We start from the raw sequence: 18,059 nt of genomic DNA on the forward strand, positions 1-18,059 counted from the left end.
GGTTCCGATCGCCAGCGATTGCGAGTCAGAGGGTGCAGGTGTGAGTTATTGATATGGGAAGATCATATCCGGAGCGCGGGAGAAAAAAGTCACAACTTTTATAGGGATTTTCTAAAGCGAGAGAATAATATTACTCCGGGATAGCAGAAAGGAGAGTAAGTTTTCTAAAATTGACGACGTTCACAAAATTAAAAGCCTCCCCATTTGAGGAGGCTGAAGATGAAGCCTGTATTACATCGCCTGCGTAAACGTCCTCGAAATCACGTCCTGCTGCTGCTCGCGCGTCAGGGCGTTAAACCGCACCGCATAACCTGAAACGCGGATCGTCAGGTTCGGATAGTTCTCCGGATGGGCGACGGCATCCAGCAGCATCTCCCGGTTCATCACGTTGACGTTCAGGTGTTGCCCGCCCTCAATGGTCGCTTCGTGGTGGAAGTATCCGTCCAGCAGCCCGACAAGGTTGGTTTTGCGCACCGGCTCGTCCTTGCCCAGTGCCTGCGGCACGATGGAGAAGGTGTAGGAGATCCCGTCTTTGGCGTAGGTGAACGGCAGCTTGGCGACCGAGGTTAACGACGCCACCGCCCCTTTTCTGTCGCGCCCGTGCATCGGGTTGGCGCCAGGCGCAAACGGCGTGCCGCCGCGACGTCCGTCCGGCGTGTTGCCGGTCTTCTGCCCGTAAACCACGTTGGAGGTGATGGTCAGGATCGACTGCGTCGGTACCGCGTTGCGGTACGTCGGCAGCGCCTGGATTTTCTTCATAAAGCGCTCAACCAGATCGCAGGCGATACTGTCCACGCGATCGTCGTTGTTGCCGTACTGTGGATAGTCGCCTTCGATGACGAAATCGACCGCCAGACCAGTGTGGTCGCGCACCGGTTTTACCGTGGCGTACTTGATGGCCGACAGGGAATCCGCCGCCACCGACAGCCCGGCAATGCCGCAGGCCATGGTGCGGTAGACGTCCCGGTCGTGCAGCGCCATCAGCGAGGCTTCGTAGCTGTATTTATCATGCATGTAGTGAATGAGATTCAGCGCGCTGATGTACTGCACCGCCAGCCAGTCCATGAAGTGATCGAGGCTCGCCATTACGGTGTCGTAATCCAGCACCTCATCCAGCAGCGGCTCGGTTTTCGGCCCCACCTGGATCTTCAGCTTTTCATCCACCCCGCCGTTGATTGCGTACAGCAGCGTTTTCGCCAGGTTGGCGCGTGCGCCGAAGAACTGCATCTGCTTGCCGATCACCATCGGGCTGACGCAGCAGGCAATGGCGTAGTCGTCGCTGTTGAAGTCGGCGCGCATCAGATCGTCGTTCTCGTATTGCAGCGAGGAGGTGACGATCGACACCTGCGCGGCGTATTTCTTGAACGCGATCGGCAGTTGTTCGGACCAGAGGATCGTCAGGTTTGGCTCCGGCGCAGGCCCCATGGTGTGCAGGGTATGCAGGTAGCGGAAGCTGTTTTTGGTCACCAGCGTGCGGCCATCCAGCCCCATGCCGCCAATCACTTCCGTGGCCCAGATCGGATCGCCGGAGAAGAGCGTGTCGAACTCCGGCGTGCGCAGGAAGCGTACCATGCGGATCTTCATGATGAAGTGGTCGATCAGCTCCTGGGCCTGCACCTCATTCAGCCGTCCTGCCTGCATGTCGCGTTCAATGTAGATATCAAGGAACGAGGCCGTGCGCCCCAGCGACATCGCCCCGCCATTCTGGGATTTCACTGCGGCAAGGTAGGCAAAGTAGACCCACTGCACCGCTTCCTGCGCATTCATCGCCGGACGTGAAATATCAAAGCCATAGTTCGCCGCCATCTGCTGGATCTGGAGCAACGCACGTTTATGCTCCGCCAGCTCCTCGCGCAGGCGGATCGTGGCCTCCAGATCTTCTCCGCGCTCCAGTTTCCCCTGGAGATCGGCGAACTGAAGTTCACGCTCGCGCACCAGATAGCTGATGCCGTACAGCGCCACGCGACGGTAGTCGCCGATGATGCGTCCGCGCCCGTAGCCGTCCGGCAGACCGGTCAGCACCCCCGATTTGCGGCAGCGCATCATCTCCGGGGAGTAAACGTCAAACACGCCCTGGTTGTGGGTTTTGCGCAGGTCTGTGAAGAGATATTCAAACTGCGGATCCATCTCGCGACCGTAGGCTTCGAACGAGCTGCGGATCATGTTGATCCCGCCGTACGGATGCAGGGCGCGCTTGAGCGGCTTGTCGGTTTGCAGGCCAACGATCGTCTCCAGCTCCTGATCAATATAGCCCGGCCCGTGCGCGGTAATAGTAGTGGCGATGTTGGTGTCAAAATCCACCGGAGCGTGAGTAGCATTCTCCTGACGAATGCCGACCATCACCTTCTGCCACAGCGCCGTCGTTGCTGGCGTCGCCTGCGCGAGGAAAGCTTCATCGCCTTCATAAGGGGTGTAGTTATGCTGAATAAAATCGCGCACGTTAATGGCGTTTTTCCATTCTTCACCGCGAAAGCCGGCCCATGCGTCGCTGTAAGGCGCGACGCCCGTATCGATTGTTACTTTCATCAGATTCTCGCTTTATCAGGCGTAAGCCGCAGCCGGAGTAACCTTCCCAAGACGGAGGGCGTCCAGTGCGATCATTTTTTCTTCATTGGTAGGGATCACCGCGCAGGCCGCGCGGGACGACTCGGTGGAGATCACGCGCTCGCCCGCGCTGCCCGGCAGGGCATTTTTGGACTCGTCGAGGATGATGCCAAACACCTTCAGGTGGTCCACCACCAGCGCGCGGATAAGCACGGAGTTCTCACCGATCCCGCCGGTAAACACCACGCCATCCAGACGGTGCAGGGACGCGGCATGACCGGCGATATGTCGCGCAATCCGGTGGACAAAGGTCTTTATTGCCAGCCGCGCCCGCTCGTTGCCGTCATGCCAGGCTTTCTCCAGCGCGCGCAAATCGGAGGAGATGCCAGAGATCCCCAGCAGCCCGGACTCTTTGTTGACCACGCGCTCCAGATCCTCGAACGACTGGCCGGTCTGCCGGGCAATCCACGCCATCGCGCCAAAATCCACGTCGCCGCAGCGCGTGCCCATCACCAGTCCTTCAAGCGGCGTCATCCCCATGGACGTGTCCACGCTTACGCCGTTACGCACCGCGCAGATGGACGCCCCGTTGCCGAGATGGGCAATCACCAGGCCGCTGTCATCGGGAGAGAGCCCGAGCAGCGCGTGCGCCTGCGCCGACACGTAGCGGTGAGAGGTGCCGTGGAAACCGTAGCGGCGCACGCCCAGCTCTTCAAAATAGCGGTACGGCAAGCCGTACAAATACGCCTGCGGCGCCATGGTCTGGTGGAAGCTGGTATCAAATACCGCCACCTGCTGCACGCCGGGGAACAGGCGCCCGGCGGCTTCCACGCCGCTCAGGTTGGCGTAGTTATGCAGCGGCGCCAGCGGGGAGACCTCGCGGATCTGCGCCATCACCTCTTCCGTGATCAGGGTCGACTCGCTGAAGAGGTCGCCGCCGTGGGCAATGCGATGGCCAATCAAGGCCACGCTGCCCATCAGGTTGCGTTTCTCCAGCTCCAGGGCGATGGCGGCCAGCGCCCCTTCGTAGTCCTGGTGAGCCAGTCTGACCGGCTCCCCCCCATTCACGGAAATAAAGGCTTTTTCTGTGTTGATGCCGTCCGCAATGCCCGTCATCAGGGCATCGCAGCCTGCGGCGTCCAGCACCGAGAACTTAACGGAGGACGATCCGCAGTTAATGACCAGTACTACCGGAAACTCAATCATGGTATGGCTCCGCTCTTCCTGAGCTTTGGTTTAAAACAGTTTGTACACGATGTTCAGAATGGTCAGCAGGCCGACCACGGTTACGAAGATGTTCTCGGTCCGGCCTTTGTATTTCGCCAGCGCAGGCGCCTTGCGGATGGCGTACATCGGCAGCAGGCACAGCAGAGAGGCGATAATTGGCGCGCCCATGGCTTCAATAAGGTCCAGGATGTTCGGGTTGGCGTAGGCCGCAATCCAGGTGGAGCCCATGATGAAGACCATGCTGATGGTGTTCAGCTTGCCCACGGAGACTTTCTTCTTGTCGCCCTTGTAACCGAACTTGAGGATCAGACCGTTCAGCCCCTCCAGCGTGCCCAGATAGTGGCCGAAGAAGGATTTAAAGATAGCGACCAGCGCGATGATGGAGGCGCCGTATTCCAGCACCGTGGCGAACGTGGATTTACTGCCTGACATCGACGCGAAGTGGTTCGCCAGGTAAGAGAGCACCGGAATGTTCTGCGCTTTGGCGTCCGCCATGTTCTGCGGAGAGAGCGTAAACAGGCAGCTAAAGGCGAAGAACATCACCACCGCCACCATCAGCAGGCTGGCGCGACCAATGATTTTGGAACATTTCTGCTCGGTAAACTCTTTCCCGAACTCTGGTTCGTACTCTTCGCGTTTGGAGACCACAAACGAGGAGACGATAGGCGAGAAGTTGAAGGAGAAGACCATGATGGAGATCCCCAGCCACACCGTGACCAGAATGCCGTCATGACCGGTGAAGGCGATATCGCTCAGGTTAACCTGGTCGATCACCGCCGAGTTCCAGTACGGGATCAGCGAGAGAGAAATCAACACCAGGCTGGCGATGAACGGGAACACAAGGTAGCTCATCACTTTCACCATCAGGTCTTTACCGAACCAGATAACAAAAGCCATCAGCAGCAGCAGGAATAGCGCCACCACGCCGCGGTTCAGGGCGGGCATCTGGAGCTGGTTTTCCCAGAAGGTCATAAAGGTGTTGGTAATGGTGACGCCGTAAATCCACAGCAGCGGGCAAATGGCAAAGAAGTAGAGGAAGGTGATCACCACCCCGCCGGTCTTACCAAAATGCTCCTCCACCGTTTCGGTGATGTTGCCGGAGACGTTACTGCCGGACAAACACAGACGCGCCAGCGCGCGGTGGCAGTAAAACGCAATCGGGAACGCGAGTACCAGCATCAGCAGGATAGGGATCAGGCCGCCAAAGCCTGCACGGATAGGGAAGAACAGCACGCCTGCGCCAATGGCTGTACCAAACAGGCCGAGCGTCCAGGTAGTATCCGATTTACGCCAGGTGGACGTTTTAGTCTGGCCAACGATAATGCTTTCTGTGTTGCTCATAAGTCATCCTTTATGCGTCAACGAAGCCGGTAATTTGGGAAACACGGGAGAGATCAATATTGCCGCCGGAAATAATGCAGACGGTTTTTCGGCCCTGAATATAGTGGTCCAGCTTGCCGCTTAATAACGCCGCGCACGCCAGCGCACCGGCACCTTCCGTGACCACCTTATTTCGCTGAATAAGCGCGATCATGCTGTTGCGAATCTCGTCTTCGCTGACCAGCACAATGTCATCGACTAATTCACGAACAATTTCGAAGGTTAAATTACCTGGGCGAGACACGTCGCAGCCGTCAGCTAATGTGCCGGTAACACGATGACTGGTTATTTCTCCGGCCTGATACGATGCGGCCATTCCGTGCACATTTTCAGACTGCACGCCGATAATATTGATAGTTGGGTTGATGGATTTAATTGCTGTCGCAATACCGGCAATTAAACCGCCGCCGCCGATGGGGACAATCACGTTATCCACGTCATATAAATCTTCGAGGATTTCCAGGCCGATGGTGCCCTGGCCGGCAATGACTTTCGGATCGTCGTAAGGCGGGATAAAAATGCGCCCTTCCATCTCGACGATTTCGCTCACTTTGGCGATGGTGTCGTTAAAGTTTTCGCCGTGCAGCACCACTTCGGCGGAGTAGTCGCGCGTGGCGGCAACCTTGGATTTCGGCGCGCCCATCGGCATGACCACTTTGCCGTCGATGCCGAGCATGGCGCAGGAGAGAGAGACCCCCTGCGCGTGGTTCCCTGCGGAACAGGCCACCACGCCCTTGCGTTTTTCCGCATCAGTCAGCGAGCTTAATTTATTAAATGCCCCACGTATTTTAAACGAACCGGTACGCTGCATATTTTCAAATTTCAGGAATATCTCACCCTTACACCGTTCGCTCAGATAATTCGAGCGCGGCATACCGGTTTTATAGATCTTTCCCGCCAGTCTTTTTCTGGCGTCCTGAATATCTTCAATGGTCACCGGGAGATCGTAAGTAATGTGCATAATATCCTCGTTATAATAATTCATTGTTTTCAGGCAAAGTCAGGGTATCAGAGCGTTAAAAAGCGTCGCTCCGGGTGTTTTAAATCATCATTATTTCTATCGTCGTTTTTCGATATTCATCGACGAATATTGTTTTGCCAGTTCAACTAATACTGACGCCGATTTTTTAATACTGTAATTTTTTGACCACACGGCGGCATAACGCGCCACGGGTAATTCATCTTCCACCGGCAGAACAATAAACTGGTCCGAGCCGAATGGCGCAATCATGTCACGGGGGATCACCGTCAGGTAATCGGCATTGAGGACAAGGTTATAGATGGTGACGACGGAATCGGTCTGGACGATGTTTTCAATGCTTATGTGGTTGTCTTGCAGGGTGGTCAGGAGTTCGTTGTAGTAGCCCATATCGGTTTGCGGCATCACCCACTGCTCGTGCGTGAGCGATGCCAGTCTGGTCGGGCCGGTGCACGTTCGTGATTTACTCGCCACCAGCACAAACTCGGATTCAAACAGTGGCTCAACGTGAAGATCCTGAAGCTGCATCCCGTCGCTCAGCGTGCCGATGGCGAAATCCAGCCGGCCATCGCGAATGGCGGGCAGGAATGAAGAGAGCTGCGCTTCATACATTGAGACGCGCGCTTTCGGGAACACTTCCTTGAATTTTTTGATCATCCCGGACAGGAAGGTGAAGCCAATCAGCGACGGATAGCCAAAAGAGACGTCCATGACGGTACTGAAACTGAGGCTGTTAATCTCGCTCACCATGTTTTTCATTTCGCGGGTGATCGACTCAGCGTAGGACAGCAGCACCTGACCGGCGGCAGTGAGTTTTACGCCGGTGTTCTTACGCACCATCACTTCCACCCCAAAGTAGGATTCGATGTCGCTGATGATTTTGCTGACGGCAGGTTGCGTCAGCCCCAGTTGTCTTGCAGCAGAACCTATGGAGCCACTTTTGATGACTTCCTGAAATACCACGAGGTGCTGTGTTTTCGGTAGAATAATAGTATTCATAATATTCTGCGCTTATTTCCCTATGACGCAGCGGATTCTACCCAATATTGTTTCAGGGGGTATGTGCTGTTACTCACAATTTGCCAGGACGCTCTGTTTTCAATCGCACCAGAAATCTATTTATGTCTTTATAAATCAAATGCTTATCACAATAAAAATACGCATTTACGCTGATATTGATCAATAAAAAACGCGGTAATAAATTTATTTTATGGCAATAACCAGCGTGAATTTTTTTGCTTTAAAAATATTAATAAAGGCTATCTTTCAGGCAATTAAAGGTTAATAAAACACCATTATTCCTTTAAAACATTTTTGTGGTTTATCAACTTTACCAGGAATATTTATTCACTTTCCGGTTAAAGAGTGGGATATATCACACATTCACCAGAAGAATGTTTTTAGATTCAATATTAAATTATCAAATGAATAACATTCGGCATCACTGACTAAACATTTACAACATCTTCTCAACACTAAAATTTTCTAATTTTACAGCGTTAAATTTTGTGATTACGATCATGCGCAGCAGATGAGAGGAACACACAGTCAGGCAAATAGTGAAATGTGCTTAGCGTCGCAAAATTGAGAATTGATGTCGTTTGGCGCTTCGCTTACCCGGCCTGCAACCTTCAGAAAGCAAAAACCCCGCCGAAGCGGGGTTTCGTAAGAAGTTGAAGCTGACCGATAAGCCGGGTTCTGTCGTGGACAGTCATTCATCTAGGCCAGCAATCGCTCACTGGCTCAAGCAGCCTACCCGGGTTCAGTACGGGCCGTACCATGTGAACCCCTATTTGGCCTTGCTCCGGGTGGAGTTTACCGTGCCACGGACTGTTACCAGCCGCGCGGTGCGCTCTTACCGCACCCTTTCACCCTTACCTGATCCCGCTTGCGCGGGCCATCGGCGGTTTGCTCTCTGTTGCACTGGTCGTGGGTTTCCCCCCCAGGCGTTACCTGGCACCCTGCCCTGTGGAGCCCGGACTTTCCTCCCCTCCGCCCGTCTCCCCCGAAAGGGACGACGACGAAGCGGCGACTGTCTGGTCAGCTTCGGCGCGCAGTATAGAGGGTTTGCGCGCCGCTGTCACCCCTGGCTACGCATGCCTACCTGCAATGTGGCCGCGATATTCCGCGAGGCGCGGTAAATGTTGTCATACGCTCCCTGGAACGCCTCTTCCAGTGAACCGATGCGGGTCAGTACGCTGAACACCGCGTCGATGCCGTACTGATGCACCACACCCACATCCTGCGTCAGACTTCCGGCAATCCCGATCACCGGCTTATGGTATTTTTTGGCGACGCTCGCCACACCGACGGGCACTTTGCCATTAATGCTCTGGCTGTCGATGCGCCCTTCCCCGGTCAGCACCCACGTGCAGTCGTGAATATGTTCTTCAAGATTGAGCGCCTGAGTGACAATCTCGATGCCGCTTTTCAGCTCAGCGCCCAGGAAGGCCATCAGCGCTGCGCCCATGCCGCCCGCGGCGCCAGCCCCCGGAACCCGGTTGACGTCAATGCGCAGCGATTTTTTGATCACCCCGGCGTAGTGGCTAAGATTGGCGTCGAGTTCGAGGATCATCTCCTCCGTGGCGCCTTTTTGCGGGCCAAAGATACGCGACGCGCCGCTTTCACCGACCAGCGGATTCGTCACGTCACAGGCGACGCGGATTGCGCATCCCTGAAGACGCGGATCGAGATCGGAAATATCAATCCGGTTAAGCGCCATCAGGCTGCCGCCGCCGTAGCCGATCTCCGTCCCGTTCGCATCCGTAAACTTCGCGCCCAGCGCCTGCATCATACCCGCGCCCCCATCGTTGGTTGCGCTCCCGCCGATACCGATAATGATGTTGCGCGCGCCTTTATCCAGCGCGCTGAGGATCAGCTCCCCCGTCCCGCGCGACGTCGTGACCAGCGGGTTACGCTGCGCGGGAGGAACAAGCACCAGGCCGCTGGCGGCGGCCATCTCGATAAACGCGGTGGTACCGTCGCCCGAGATCCCCCAGCTGGCCTTCACCTTTTCCCCTAACGGGCCGGTGACGACAGCCTGCTGCCAGGTGCCCTGCGTCGCAGCGATCATCGCTTCAACCGTACCTTCTCCGCCGTCAGCAACGGGAACAGACACGTAATGAGCATCGGGGAAAATTTCCCGAAATCCTTTTTCTATCGCCTGCGCCACCTCGGTGGCAGACAGGCTTTCTTTATAAGAGTCTGGCGCGATTACGATTTTCATAGTTGTATGCCTGAGCCGTAGGCCCGGTAAGCGTAACGCCACCGGGCAGGACGTCATTAGCGAGCAATTTCAACCTTCGCCAGTTTTTCGTAATAGCACGCTAACGCGCTGTGATCGGCGGTGCCCAGACCGTCCGCACGCAGCGCCTGCATCATCTCCATGACGGCGGCAGTCAGCGGCAGCTGCGCGCCCACGCCGTGGGAGGTATCCAGCGCATTCGCCAGATCCTTAATGTGCAGATCGATGCGGAAACCCGGCCTGAAGTTACGATCCATCACCATCGGCGCCTTGGCATCCAGCACGGTGCTGCCCGCCAGACCACCGCGAATGGCCTGATAGACCAGATCCGGATTAACGCCCGCTTTGGTGGCCAGCGTCAGCGCTTCGGACATGGCCGCGATGTTCAACGCCACAATCACCTGGTTTGCCAGCTTGGTGACGTTGCCTGCACCAATTTCACCGGTGTGCACCACGGAGCCAGCCATGGCTTTCATCAGGTCGTAGTATTTGTCGAACACAGCTTTATCGCCCCCCACCATCACCGACAGGGTGCCGTCGATGGCTTTCGGTTCGCCGCCGCTGACCGGCGCATCCAGCATTTCCACGCCTTTCACTTTCAGCGCCTCGCTGATTTCGCGGCTTGCCAGCGGTGCGATAGAACTCATGTCGATCACCACCAGACCCGGCTTCGCGCCGTCGATAATGCCGTTCTCACCCAGCGCCACCTCTTTCACGTGCGGGGAGTTTGGCAGCATGGTGATAATCACGTCGCACTGCTCAGCAATCGCTTTTGCGGTTGTCGCCGTTTCTGCGCCAGCCGCAATCACCTCTGCCACCGCGTCTGAATTACGATCTAAAACCACCAGTGAGTAACCTGCTTTGATGAGGTTTTTGCTCATTGGTTTGCCCATGATACCCAGGCCAATAAAACCCACTTTCAGCGTCATAATCTGTTTCCTCAATGATGGTTATTTTTTAAAAGCGTCCGCTAATTTCTGCGTGGCGGCGCGGAATACGCCGAGATCGCTGCCGACGGCGACAAACGTTGCGCCCCACTCCAGGTAGCGGCGGGCATCGGCTTCCACTGGCGCCAGAATGCCGCACGGTTTACCGTGCGCTTTGGCACGGGCAAAAATGTGCTGAATTGCGCGCTGCACGTCCGGATGGCTGGCGTTGCCCAGATGACCAAAGGCGGCCGCCAGATCGCTCGGGCCGACGAAAATGCCGTCTACCCCCTCCGTCGCGGCAATAGCGTCGACGTTATCGACCCCCTGCTGGCTCTCGATCTGAACCAGAATGGTGATGTTCTTGTTGGACTGAGCGAAATAGTCCGGCACGGTGCCAAACATGTTGGCGCGGTGCGAGACGGACACGCCGCGGATCCCTTCCGGTGGATAGCGGGTCGCCGCCACGGCCAGCACCGCATCTTCTTCCGTTTCAACAAACGGGATCAGGAAGTTGTAGAAGCCGATATCCAGCAGACGCTTGATGATCACCGGCTCGTTGGTGGGCACACGCACCACCGGCGCGCTGTGGCTGCCTTTCAGCGCCATCAGCTGCGGAATAAACGTGTTGATATCGTTTGGCGCATGTTCGCCGTCCAGCACCAGCCAGTCGAACCCGGCCAGGCCCAGCACTTCGGTGCTGATGGGGTTGGCCAGCGCAGACCAGCAGCCAATCTGAATCTGGTGCGCCGCGAGGGCCGCTTTAAATTTATTCGGGAAGATGTCGTTACTCATTACTTATACCTTTTTTAATTCCGCAGTTTTAGCCAGTAGCTTTTCTTATTTATTCCGACTCAGCGTCAGCGTTATATTTATTTTCCTGACTGAATTTTGGCGTTATAAAATCGTCATTCAGTATAATCGTCACCACCCGGCAGCACATTGTCTCAATGCTCAATTATCCAACGGGAGTGGCACGCTATTTTGAGCATATGCCCAACACAGTGGGCGCTGATGCACAGAATCAACGATTAGTGGTTCGGGAGCGATCGCGATCACATTCTCACCTTTCCTCTCCTGGCATTCTTTATTTCCTCAATAAGAAACAATTAACCATCTGGCTATATTTAGTATCAGATATTTTGCTGGAGAAGAGTGAACAATGGCCGATATTGAAATTCGACAGGCGTCGCCGACGGCGTTCTATATAAAAGTGCACGATACCGATAACGTGGCGATTATTGTCAACGACAATGGCCTAAAAGCTGGCACCCGCTTTCCGGATGGCCTGGAGCTGATTGAGCACATTCCGCAGGGGCATAAAGTCGCACTGGTCGATATCCCGGCGCAGGGCGAAATCGTGCGCTACGGCGAAGTCATCGGCTATGCGGTGCGCGCTATCCCGCAGGGTAGCTGGATTGAGGAGTCGCTGGTTGAGCTGCCCACCGCCCCGCCGCTGGAGTCGTTGCCGCTGGCTACCCGCGTCCCTGAGCCGTTGCCTCCGCTGGAGGGTTATACCTTCGAGGGTTACCGCAACGCTGATGGCAGCGTGGGAACCAAAAACCTGCTTGGCATCACCACCAGCGTGCATTGCGTGGCGGGCGTAGTGGATTATGTGGTGAAAATTATTGAGCGCGATCTGTTGCCGAAATACCCCAACGTTGACGGCGTGGTGGGTCTTAACCACCTGTACGGCTGCGGCGTGGCGATCAACGCGCCCGCAGCGGTCGTGCCGATCCGCACGATTCACAATATCGCCCTTAACCCAAACTTTGGCGGTGAGGTCATGGTGATTGGTCTCGGCTGTGAAAAATTGCAGCCAGAACGCCTGTTGCAGGGTACTGAGGATGTGAAAGCCATTCCGGTTGACGATGCCAGTGTTGTGCGACTTCAGGATGAACACCATGTCGGCTTCAGATCGATGGTCGACGACATTTTACAGGTGGCAGAGCACCATCTGGAGAAGCTGAACAAACGCCAGCGTGAAACCTGCCCGGCCTCTGAACTGGTCGTTGGGACACAGTGTGGCGGCAGCGATGCGTTTTCCGGCGTCACCGCCAACCCGGCAGTCGGTTATGCCTCCGATCTGTTCGTGCGCTGCGGCGCCACGGTGATGTTCTCCGAAGTCACCGAAGTACGTGATGCTATCCACCTGCTCACGCCGCGCGCCGTCAACGAAGAGGTGGGCAAACGCCTGCTGGAGGAGATGGCCTGGTACGATAACTATCTCGACATGGGCAAAACCGACCGCAGCGCCAACCCGTCTCCAGGTAACAAGAAAGGCGGCCTGGCCAACGTGGTGGAAAAGGCCCTCGGGTCGATAGCCAAATCCGGTCAGAGCGCGATTGTGGAAGTGCTCTCCCCTGGCCAGCGACCAACCAAACGCGGTCTGATCTACGCGGCAACGCCTGCCAGTGATTTCGTTTGCGGCACCCAGCAGGTAGCGTCCGGCATTACGGTACAGGTCTTTACCACCGGGCGCGGCACGCCGTACGGCCTGATGGCGGTACCGGTGATCAAAATGGCGACCCGCACCGAGCTGGCAAACCGCTGGTATGACTTAATGGATATCAACGCGGGCACCATCGCCACCGGGGAAGAGAGTATTGAAGAGGTGGGCTGGAAGCTGTTCCACTTCATTCTGGATGTGGCAAGCGGGCGGAAGAAAACCTTCTCCGATCAATGGGGATTGCATAACTCGCTGGCGGTGTTTAACCCGGCGCCGGTGACGTGATGGCCCCTCACCCTGTCCTCTCCCCACCAGGGAGAGGGTAAAAAACCGCACCGGGCAGTCCCCTCTCCCCTATGGAGCTGTGGGTTCCCCACAAAATAATGCCTGCACAGACGGCCCCCTCTCCCTTGAGGGAGAGGGCTGGGGTGAGGGGGAACATACGGCTCTGGTGGTCATTCCGTTCACTTTATGTTCCTTGCTACTCTGTCACGACATGACCGGTGAACGTGCCAGGGTGGCTCAGTCGCCACCACCCTGGCGACCCGGGCTTCCGGCGGAAAATCGCCGCTTCGCGGTGCCTTCGGCTTATTCCTTCCGGCTTATCGGGGACGGGCGGAGGTAACATCCCTGCGCCTCGCCCCGGCCTACAGGAAACGCCTCAGCGATTTACAGCCGGACCGAGGCATCGCTGAAAGCCCTCAGTTATTCTGAGGCAACGTTATCGCTTTTGCTTTCAAATTACTGGGGAACCCTCTCCCTATGGGGAGAGGGTTAGGGAGAGGGGAAAAGCCTCTTTAGACCAGCACCACATCGATCCCGCTTTTGCGTAATCCTTCAAGGCTTTCCGCCGGAATGCCTTCATCAACGATAATCATGTCGATCCGCTGAGTATCAATGATTTTATGCAGGCTTGAACGGTTAAACTTGCTGGAGTCAGTGACAACGATAATACGCTCCGCCACCTCGCACATTTTGCGGTTCAGACGGGCTTCATCCTCGTTGTGCGTACTCACCCCCCGGTCGAGATCGATGGCATCGACGCCCAGGAACAGCAGGTCAAAATGGTAATTCTGTAAGGACTGCTCCGCCTGGTCGCCGTAGAAGGACTGCGACTGACGGCGCAAGTGCCCGCCGGTCATCAGCAGCTCTACGCCCTCCGCTTCCAGCAGCGCGTTTGCCACGTTCATCCCGTTGGTCATGGCAATGACATCGGTGTGCTGGCGCAGCATGCGGGCAATTTCAAAGGTTGTGGTGCCGGAGTCCAGAATAATGCGGTGACCCGGCTTCACCAGTTCAGCCGCCGCCTGCGCGATGCTGCGCTTCACTGCCGTATTAAGGGAACTTTTGTCCTCAACGGACGGCTCCACGCCGGGGGCATTGCCTTCGCAAATCAGCGCGCCGCCGTAAGCGCGAACGGCAATTCCCTGCTTTTCCAGAAAGGCCAGATCGTTACGGATCGTCACCGTCGACACGCCGAATAAAAGAGAAAGATCGTTAACCTGCACGCTTCCCTGCGCCCGCAACCGCTGAATGATCTGCTCTCGCCTTTCACTGGTGCCGGTGATGCGCTTCTCTGCGGATGAATCGGTGCTGCTCATACGAGCTCCTTAGTAAATACACTTTCGTTTCATTTCGTTTTGCTTATTAACGCCTTTCTTTTGAGGGAATGCAAGCCCTGTATGGTGTGCGGACGCAAGCTTAACCGCCGCTGAAACCTTTCATTATGTTTCTTTTGTGAAACAGATCGGAAAACTATTATCTTTCGTTTTATTTTTACCTCACCATAATGCAGTATCAAATGAAACAAAACGAAAGATGAATACCAACACCATCCGAAATGGAGAGGAAAGTGAAACATCTGACAGAAATGGTGGAACAACATAAACGGGGGAATACAAACGGGATTTATGCCGTCTGTTCCGCACATCCACTGGTACTTGAAGCTGCACTACGTTACGCCCATTCACAACAGACGCCCCTGCTGATAGAAGCCACCTCAAACCAGGTGGATCAGTTTGGCGGTTATACCGGTATGACGCCCGCCGATTTTTATGGGTTTGTCTGCAAGCTGGCGGGATCTCTTGGTTTCCCCACCTCGCAGCTGATCCTTGGCGGCGATCATTTAGGTCCAAACCGCTGGCAAAACCTGCCGGCTTCGCAGGCGATGGCGAACGCCGACGATCTGATCAGAAGCTACGTGGCGGCCGGATTTAAAAAAATTCACCTCGATTGCAGCATGTCCTGCGAAGACGACCCGGTTCCGTTAACCGATGCAATCGTTGCCGGGCGTGCCGCTCGGCTGGCTAAAATTGCCGAAACCACCTGTCTCGAGCAATTTGGCGTAGCCGATCTGGTCTACGTTATCGGCACGGAAGTTCCGGTTCCCGGTGGGGCACACGAGACGCTGACCGAGCTTGAGGTCACCACGCCAGAGGCGGCACGCGCCACGCTTGAGGCACACCGCCACGCATTCGAGAAGGAAGGGTTAAGCGACATCTGGCCGCGCATTATTGGCCTGGTGGTTCAGCCTGGCGTTGAGTTCGACCATGCGCAGGTTTGTGACTATCAACCGCATAAAGCCGTCGCGCTGAGCGAGATGGTTGAAGCCTACGACACGCTTGTATTTGAAGCACACTCTACCGATTACCAGACGCCGCAGGCGCTGCGCCAGTTGGTGAAAGATCACTTCGCCATTCTGAAAGTCGGCCCTGCGCTAACCTTCGCGCTGCGCGAAGCGCTGTTCTCACTGGCAGCAATTGAAGAAGAGCTGCTGCCGGCAAAAGCCTGCTCAGGGCTGCGTCACGTCCTGGAAAACGTGATGCTCGATCGCCCGGAATACTGGCAAAGCCACTATCACGGCGACGGCAATGCCCGTCGCCTGGCGCGCGGTTACAGCTATTCCGACCGCGTGCGCTATTACTGGCCAGACAGCCAGATTGACGACGCCTTTGAGCGGCTGGTACGCAACCTGGCGGATGAACCGATCCCGCTGCCGCTGATCAGCCAGTATCTGCCGTTGCAGTACAGCAAAGTTCGCGATGGCGCTCTCAGGTCCACACCACGGGAACTCATCCTCGACCACATTCAGGACATACTCCAGCAGTACCATGCCGCCTGCGAAGGCGTAACGACTCAACACGCATAATTAAAAAGAGGAAAACGCTATGCCAAACATTGTCTTATGCCGCATTGATGAACGCCTGATCCACGGTCAGGTGGGCGTACAGTGGGTGGGGTTTGCGGGGGCGAACCTGGTGCTGGTGGCAAATGACGAGGTTGCAGACGATCCGGTTCAGCAAAACCTGATGGAGATGGTGCTGGCGGAAGGCATCGCCGTGCGTTTCTGGTCCCTGCAAAAAGTGATCGACAACATTCATCGCGCCGCCGACCGGCAGAAAATTCTGCTGGTCTGTAAAACACCGGCTGATTTTTTAACGCTGGTCGAGGGCGGCGTGCCCATCACCCGTATTAACGTCGGAAATATGCATTACGCCAGTGGCAAACAGCAAATTGCCAAAACGGTATCTGTAGACGCGAACGATATCGCCGCGTTTAACGGCCTGAAGGCGGCCGGAGTGGAATGCTTCGTTCAGGGCGTTCCAACAGAGACTGCTTTGGATCTCTTTAAACTGCTCTGAGGGATTCACAATGGAAATCAGTCTGTTGCAGGCTTTCGCGCTGGGGCTTCTCGCCTTTATAGCGGGCCTGGATATGTTTAACGGCTTAACACACATGCACCGTCCGGTGGTGCTCGGGCCACTGGTTGGCCTGATTCTGGGCGATTTGCACACCGGAATTCTGACCGGCGGTACGTTAGAACTGGTCTGGATGGGACTCGCGCCGCTGGCGGGCGCGCAGCCGCCAAACGTGATTATCGGCACCATCGTTGGCACCACATTTGCCATTACTACAGGCGTGAAGCCGGATGTCGCCGTTGGGGTCGCCGTGCCGTTTGCCGTGGCGGTTCAGATGGGGATCACTTTCCTCTTCTCGGTGATGTCCGGCGTGATGTCCCGCTGCGATCGCATGGCGGCTAACGCAGACACCCGTGGTATTGAACGGGTCAACTATCTGGCACTGCTGGCGCTCGGCGTCTTCTACTTCCTGTGCGCGTTTCTGCCCATCTACTTCGGGGCTGAACATGCGAAAACCGCCATTGACGTGCTGCCGGAACGTCTGATCGACGGTCTCGGCGTCGCGGGCGGCATTATGCCAGCGATCGGCTTCGCCGTGCTGCTGAAGATCATGATGAAAAACGTTTACATCCCTTACTTCATTATCGGCTTTGTCGCCGCGGCCTGGCTGAAACTCCCGGTGCTGGCGATTGCCGCGGCTGCGCTGGCGATGGCGCTGATCGACCTGCTGCGCAAATCGCCTGAACCCACGGCGCCTGCGGCCCAGAAAGAGGAATTTGAAGATGGCATCTAATCACACCACCCTGCCGGGCGTGTCTGAAAGTGAAGAGACACTGCTGACCGGCGTGAATGAAAACGTCTACGAAGACCAGCGTATTGGCGCTGAACTAACGAAAAAGGATATTAACCGTGTCGCCTGGCGTTCCATGCTGCTACAGGCCTCGTTTAACTACGAGCGTATGCAGGCCTCCGGCTGGCTGTATGGGCTACTGCCCGCGCTGAAAAAGATCCACACCAATAAGCGGGACCTGGCGCGCGCCATGAAAGGTCATATGGGTTTCTTTAACACCCACCCGTTCCTGGTGACCTTCGTCATCGGCATTATTCTGGCAATGGAGCGTTCCAAACAGGATGTGAACAGCATCCAGAGCACTAAAATTGCCGTCGGCGCACCGCTCGGTGGCATTGGTGACGCCATGTTCTGGCTGACCCTGCTGCCCATCTGCGGGGGGATTGGCGCCAGCCTTGCGCTACAGGGCTCCATTCTTGGCGCGGTGGTCTTTATCGTGCTGTTTAACGTGGTGCATCTCGGCCTGCGTTTTGGTCTGGCGCACTATGCGTACCGAATGGGTGTCGCCGCGATCCCTCTGATCAAGGCCAACACCAAAAAGGTTGGTCATGCTGCGTCCATTGTCGGGATGACAGTGATCGGCGCGCTGGTCGCTACCTACGTGCGCCTGAATACCACACTCGAGATTAAAGCCGGGGATGCAGTCGTCAAACTGCAAACCGATGTGATCGACAAACTGATGCCCGCCTTTCTGCCGCTGGTCTATACCCTGACCATGTTCTGGCTGGTACGCCGTGGCTGGAGCCCGCTGCGCCTGATTGGTATCACCGTGGTGCTGGGCGTTGTCGGTAAATTCTGTCACTTCCTGTAATAAGCAAAGAG

At 56.1% G+C, this 18,059-nt stretch carries 14 protein-coding genes and 1 other RNA gene; 5 read left to right on the top strand and 10 right to left on the bottom strand.

The annotated features are described in order from the left end of the window. Positions 1–231 precede the first annotated feature (231 nt). From pflB to garL, 9 genes are all read right to left on the bottom strand, one after another. Positions 232–2,526, bottom strand: coding sequence for a formate C-acetyltransferase (pflB, locus tag O1721_RS00650; protein WP_017693941.1), 2,295 nt, complete (start codon positions 2,524–2,526; stop codon positions 232–234). A 15-nt stretch (positions 2,527–2,541) separates the two neighbouring features. Beyond that, positions 2,542–3,750 carry a propionate kinase gene (tdcD, locus tag O1721_RS00655; protein ID WP_017382433.1) on the bottom strand — a complete coding sequence of 403 codons (1,209 nt, stop codon included), beginning with the start codon at positions 3,748–3,750 and terminating at the stop codon, positions 2,542–2,544. Positions 3,751–3,780: 30 nt separating this feature from the next. Then, entirely contained in the window at positions 3,781–5,112 is a 1,332-nt protein-coding gene (gene tdcC / locus O1721_RS00660) for a threonine/serine transporter TdcC (protein WP_032649632.1), read from the bottom strand. A 10-nt stretch (positions 5,113–5,122) separates the two neighbouring features. Next, the gene (gene tdcB / locus O1721_RS00665) at positions 5,123–6,112 is read right to left on the bottom strand and encodes a bifunctional threonine ammonia-lyase/L-serine ammonia-lyase TdcB (RefSeq protein WP_023304478.1); all 990 of its coding nucleotides are present in this window, start codon (positions 6,110–6,112) and stop codon (positions 5,123–5,125) included. Between the two features lie 96 nt (positions 6,113–6,208). Next, entirely contained in the window at positions 6,209–7,129 is a 921-nt protein-coding gene (gene tdcA, locus O1721_RS00670; RefSeq protein WP_006812085.1) for a transcriptional regulator TdcA, read from the bottom strand. Between the two features lie 672 nt (positions 7,130–7,801). Further along, positions 7,802–8,178: RNase P RNA component class A (gene rnpB, locus O1721_RS00675), an RNA gene on the bottom strand. A gap of 32 nt (positions 8,179–8,210) precedes the next feature. Then, entirely contained in the window at positions 8,211–9,356 is a 1,146-nt protein-coding gene (gene garK / locus O1721_RS00680) for a glycerate 2-kinase (RefSeq protein WP_015571955.1), read from the bottom strand. 56 nt (positions 9,357–9,412) lie between these two features. Then, entirely contained in the window at positions 9,413–10,303 is an 891-nt protein-coding gene (gene garR, locus O1721_RS00685; RefSeq protein WP_015571956.1) for a 2-hydroxy-3-oxopropionate reductase, read from the bottom strand. Positions 10,304–10,324: 21 nt separating this feature from the next. Beyond that, on the bottom strand, positions 10,325–11,095 hold the full coding sequence (garL, locus tag O1721_RS00690; RefSeq protein WP_032649634.1) for a 2-dehydro-3-deoxyglucarate aldolase: 771 nt from the start codon (positions 11,093–11,095) through the stop codon (positions 10,325–10,327). Positions 11,096–11,462: 367 nt separating this feature from the next. Here garL and garD point away from each other — a divergent pair, with 367 nt between their 5' ends. Next, entirely contained in the window at positions 11,463–13,034 is a 1,572-nt protein-coding gene (garD, locus tag O1721_RS00695; RefSeq protein WP_015571957.1) for a galactarate dehydratase, read from the top strand. A gap of 512 nt (positions 13,035–13,546) precedes the next feature. Here the strand turns inward: garD and O1721_RS00700 are convergent. Next, on the bottom strand, positions 13,547–14,350 hold the full coding sequence (locus O1721_RS00700) for a DeoR family transcriptional regulator (protein WP_017693937.1): 804 nt from the start codon (positions 14,348–14,350) through the stop codon (positions 13,547–13,549). A 239-nt stretch (positions 14,351–14,589) separates the two neighbouring features. Here O1721_RS00700 and kbaZ point away from each other — a divergent pair, with 239 nt between their 5' ends. Genes kbaZ through agaE form a run of 4 tightly spaced genes read left to right on the top strand, consistent with a single transcriptional unit; the run spans position 14,590 to position 18,048 of the window. Next, entirely contained in the window at positions 14,590–15,897 is a 1,308-nt protein-coding gene (kbaZ, locus tag O1721_RS00705; RefSeq protein WP_032649636.1) for a tagatose-bisphosphate aldolase subunit KbaZ, read from the top strand. Between the two features lie 19 nt (positions 15,898–15,916). Continuing rightward, the gene (gene agaV / locus O1721_RS00710) at positions 15,917–16,390 is read left to right on the top strand and encodes a PTS N-acetylgalactosamine transporter subunit IIB (RefSeq protein ID WP_003861728.1); all 474 of its coding nucleotides are present in this window, start codon (positions 15,917–15,919) and stop codon (positions 16,388–16,390) included. A gap of 10 nt (positions 16,391–16,400) precedes the next feature. Continuing rightward, a complete protein-coding gene (agaW, locus tag O1721_RS00715) occupies positions 16,401–17,180 on the top strand; it encodes a PTS N-acetylgalactosamine transporter subunit IIC (protein ID WP_003861730.1) in 780 nt (259 codons plus the stop codon). Continuing rightward, a complete protein-coding gene (gene agaE, locus O1721_RS00720) occupies positions 17,170–18,048 on the top strand; it encodes a PTS N-acetylgalactosamine transporter subunit IID (RefSeq protein ID WP_017382440.1) in 879 nt (292 codons plus the stop codon). Before agaW ends, agaE begins: the two co-directional genes overlap by 11 nt. The last annotated feature ends 11 nt before the right edge of the window (positions 18,049–18,059 follow it).

This window comes from Enterobacter cloacae complex sp. HYC033_NIDB (assembly GCF_056673335.1).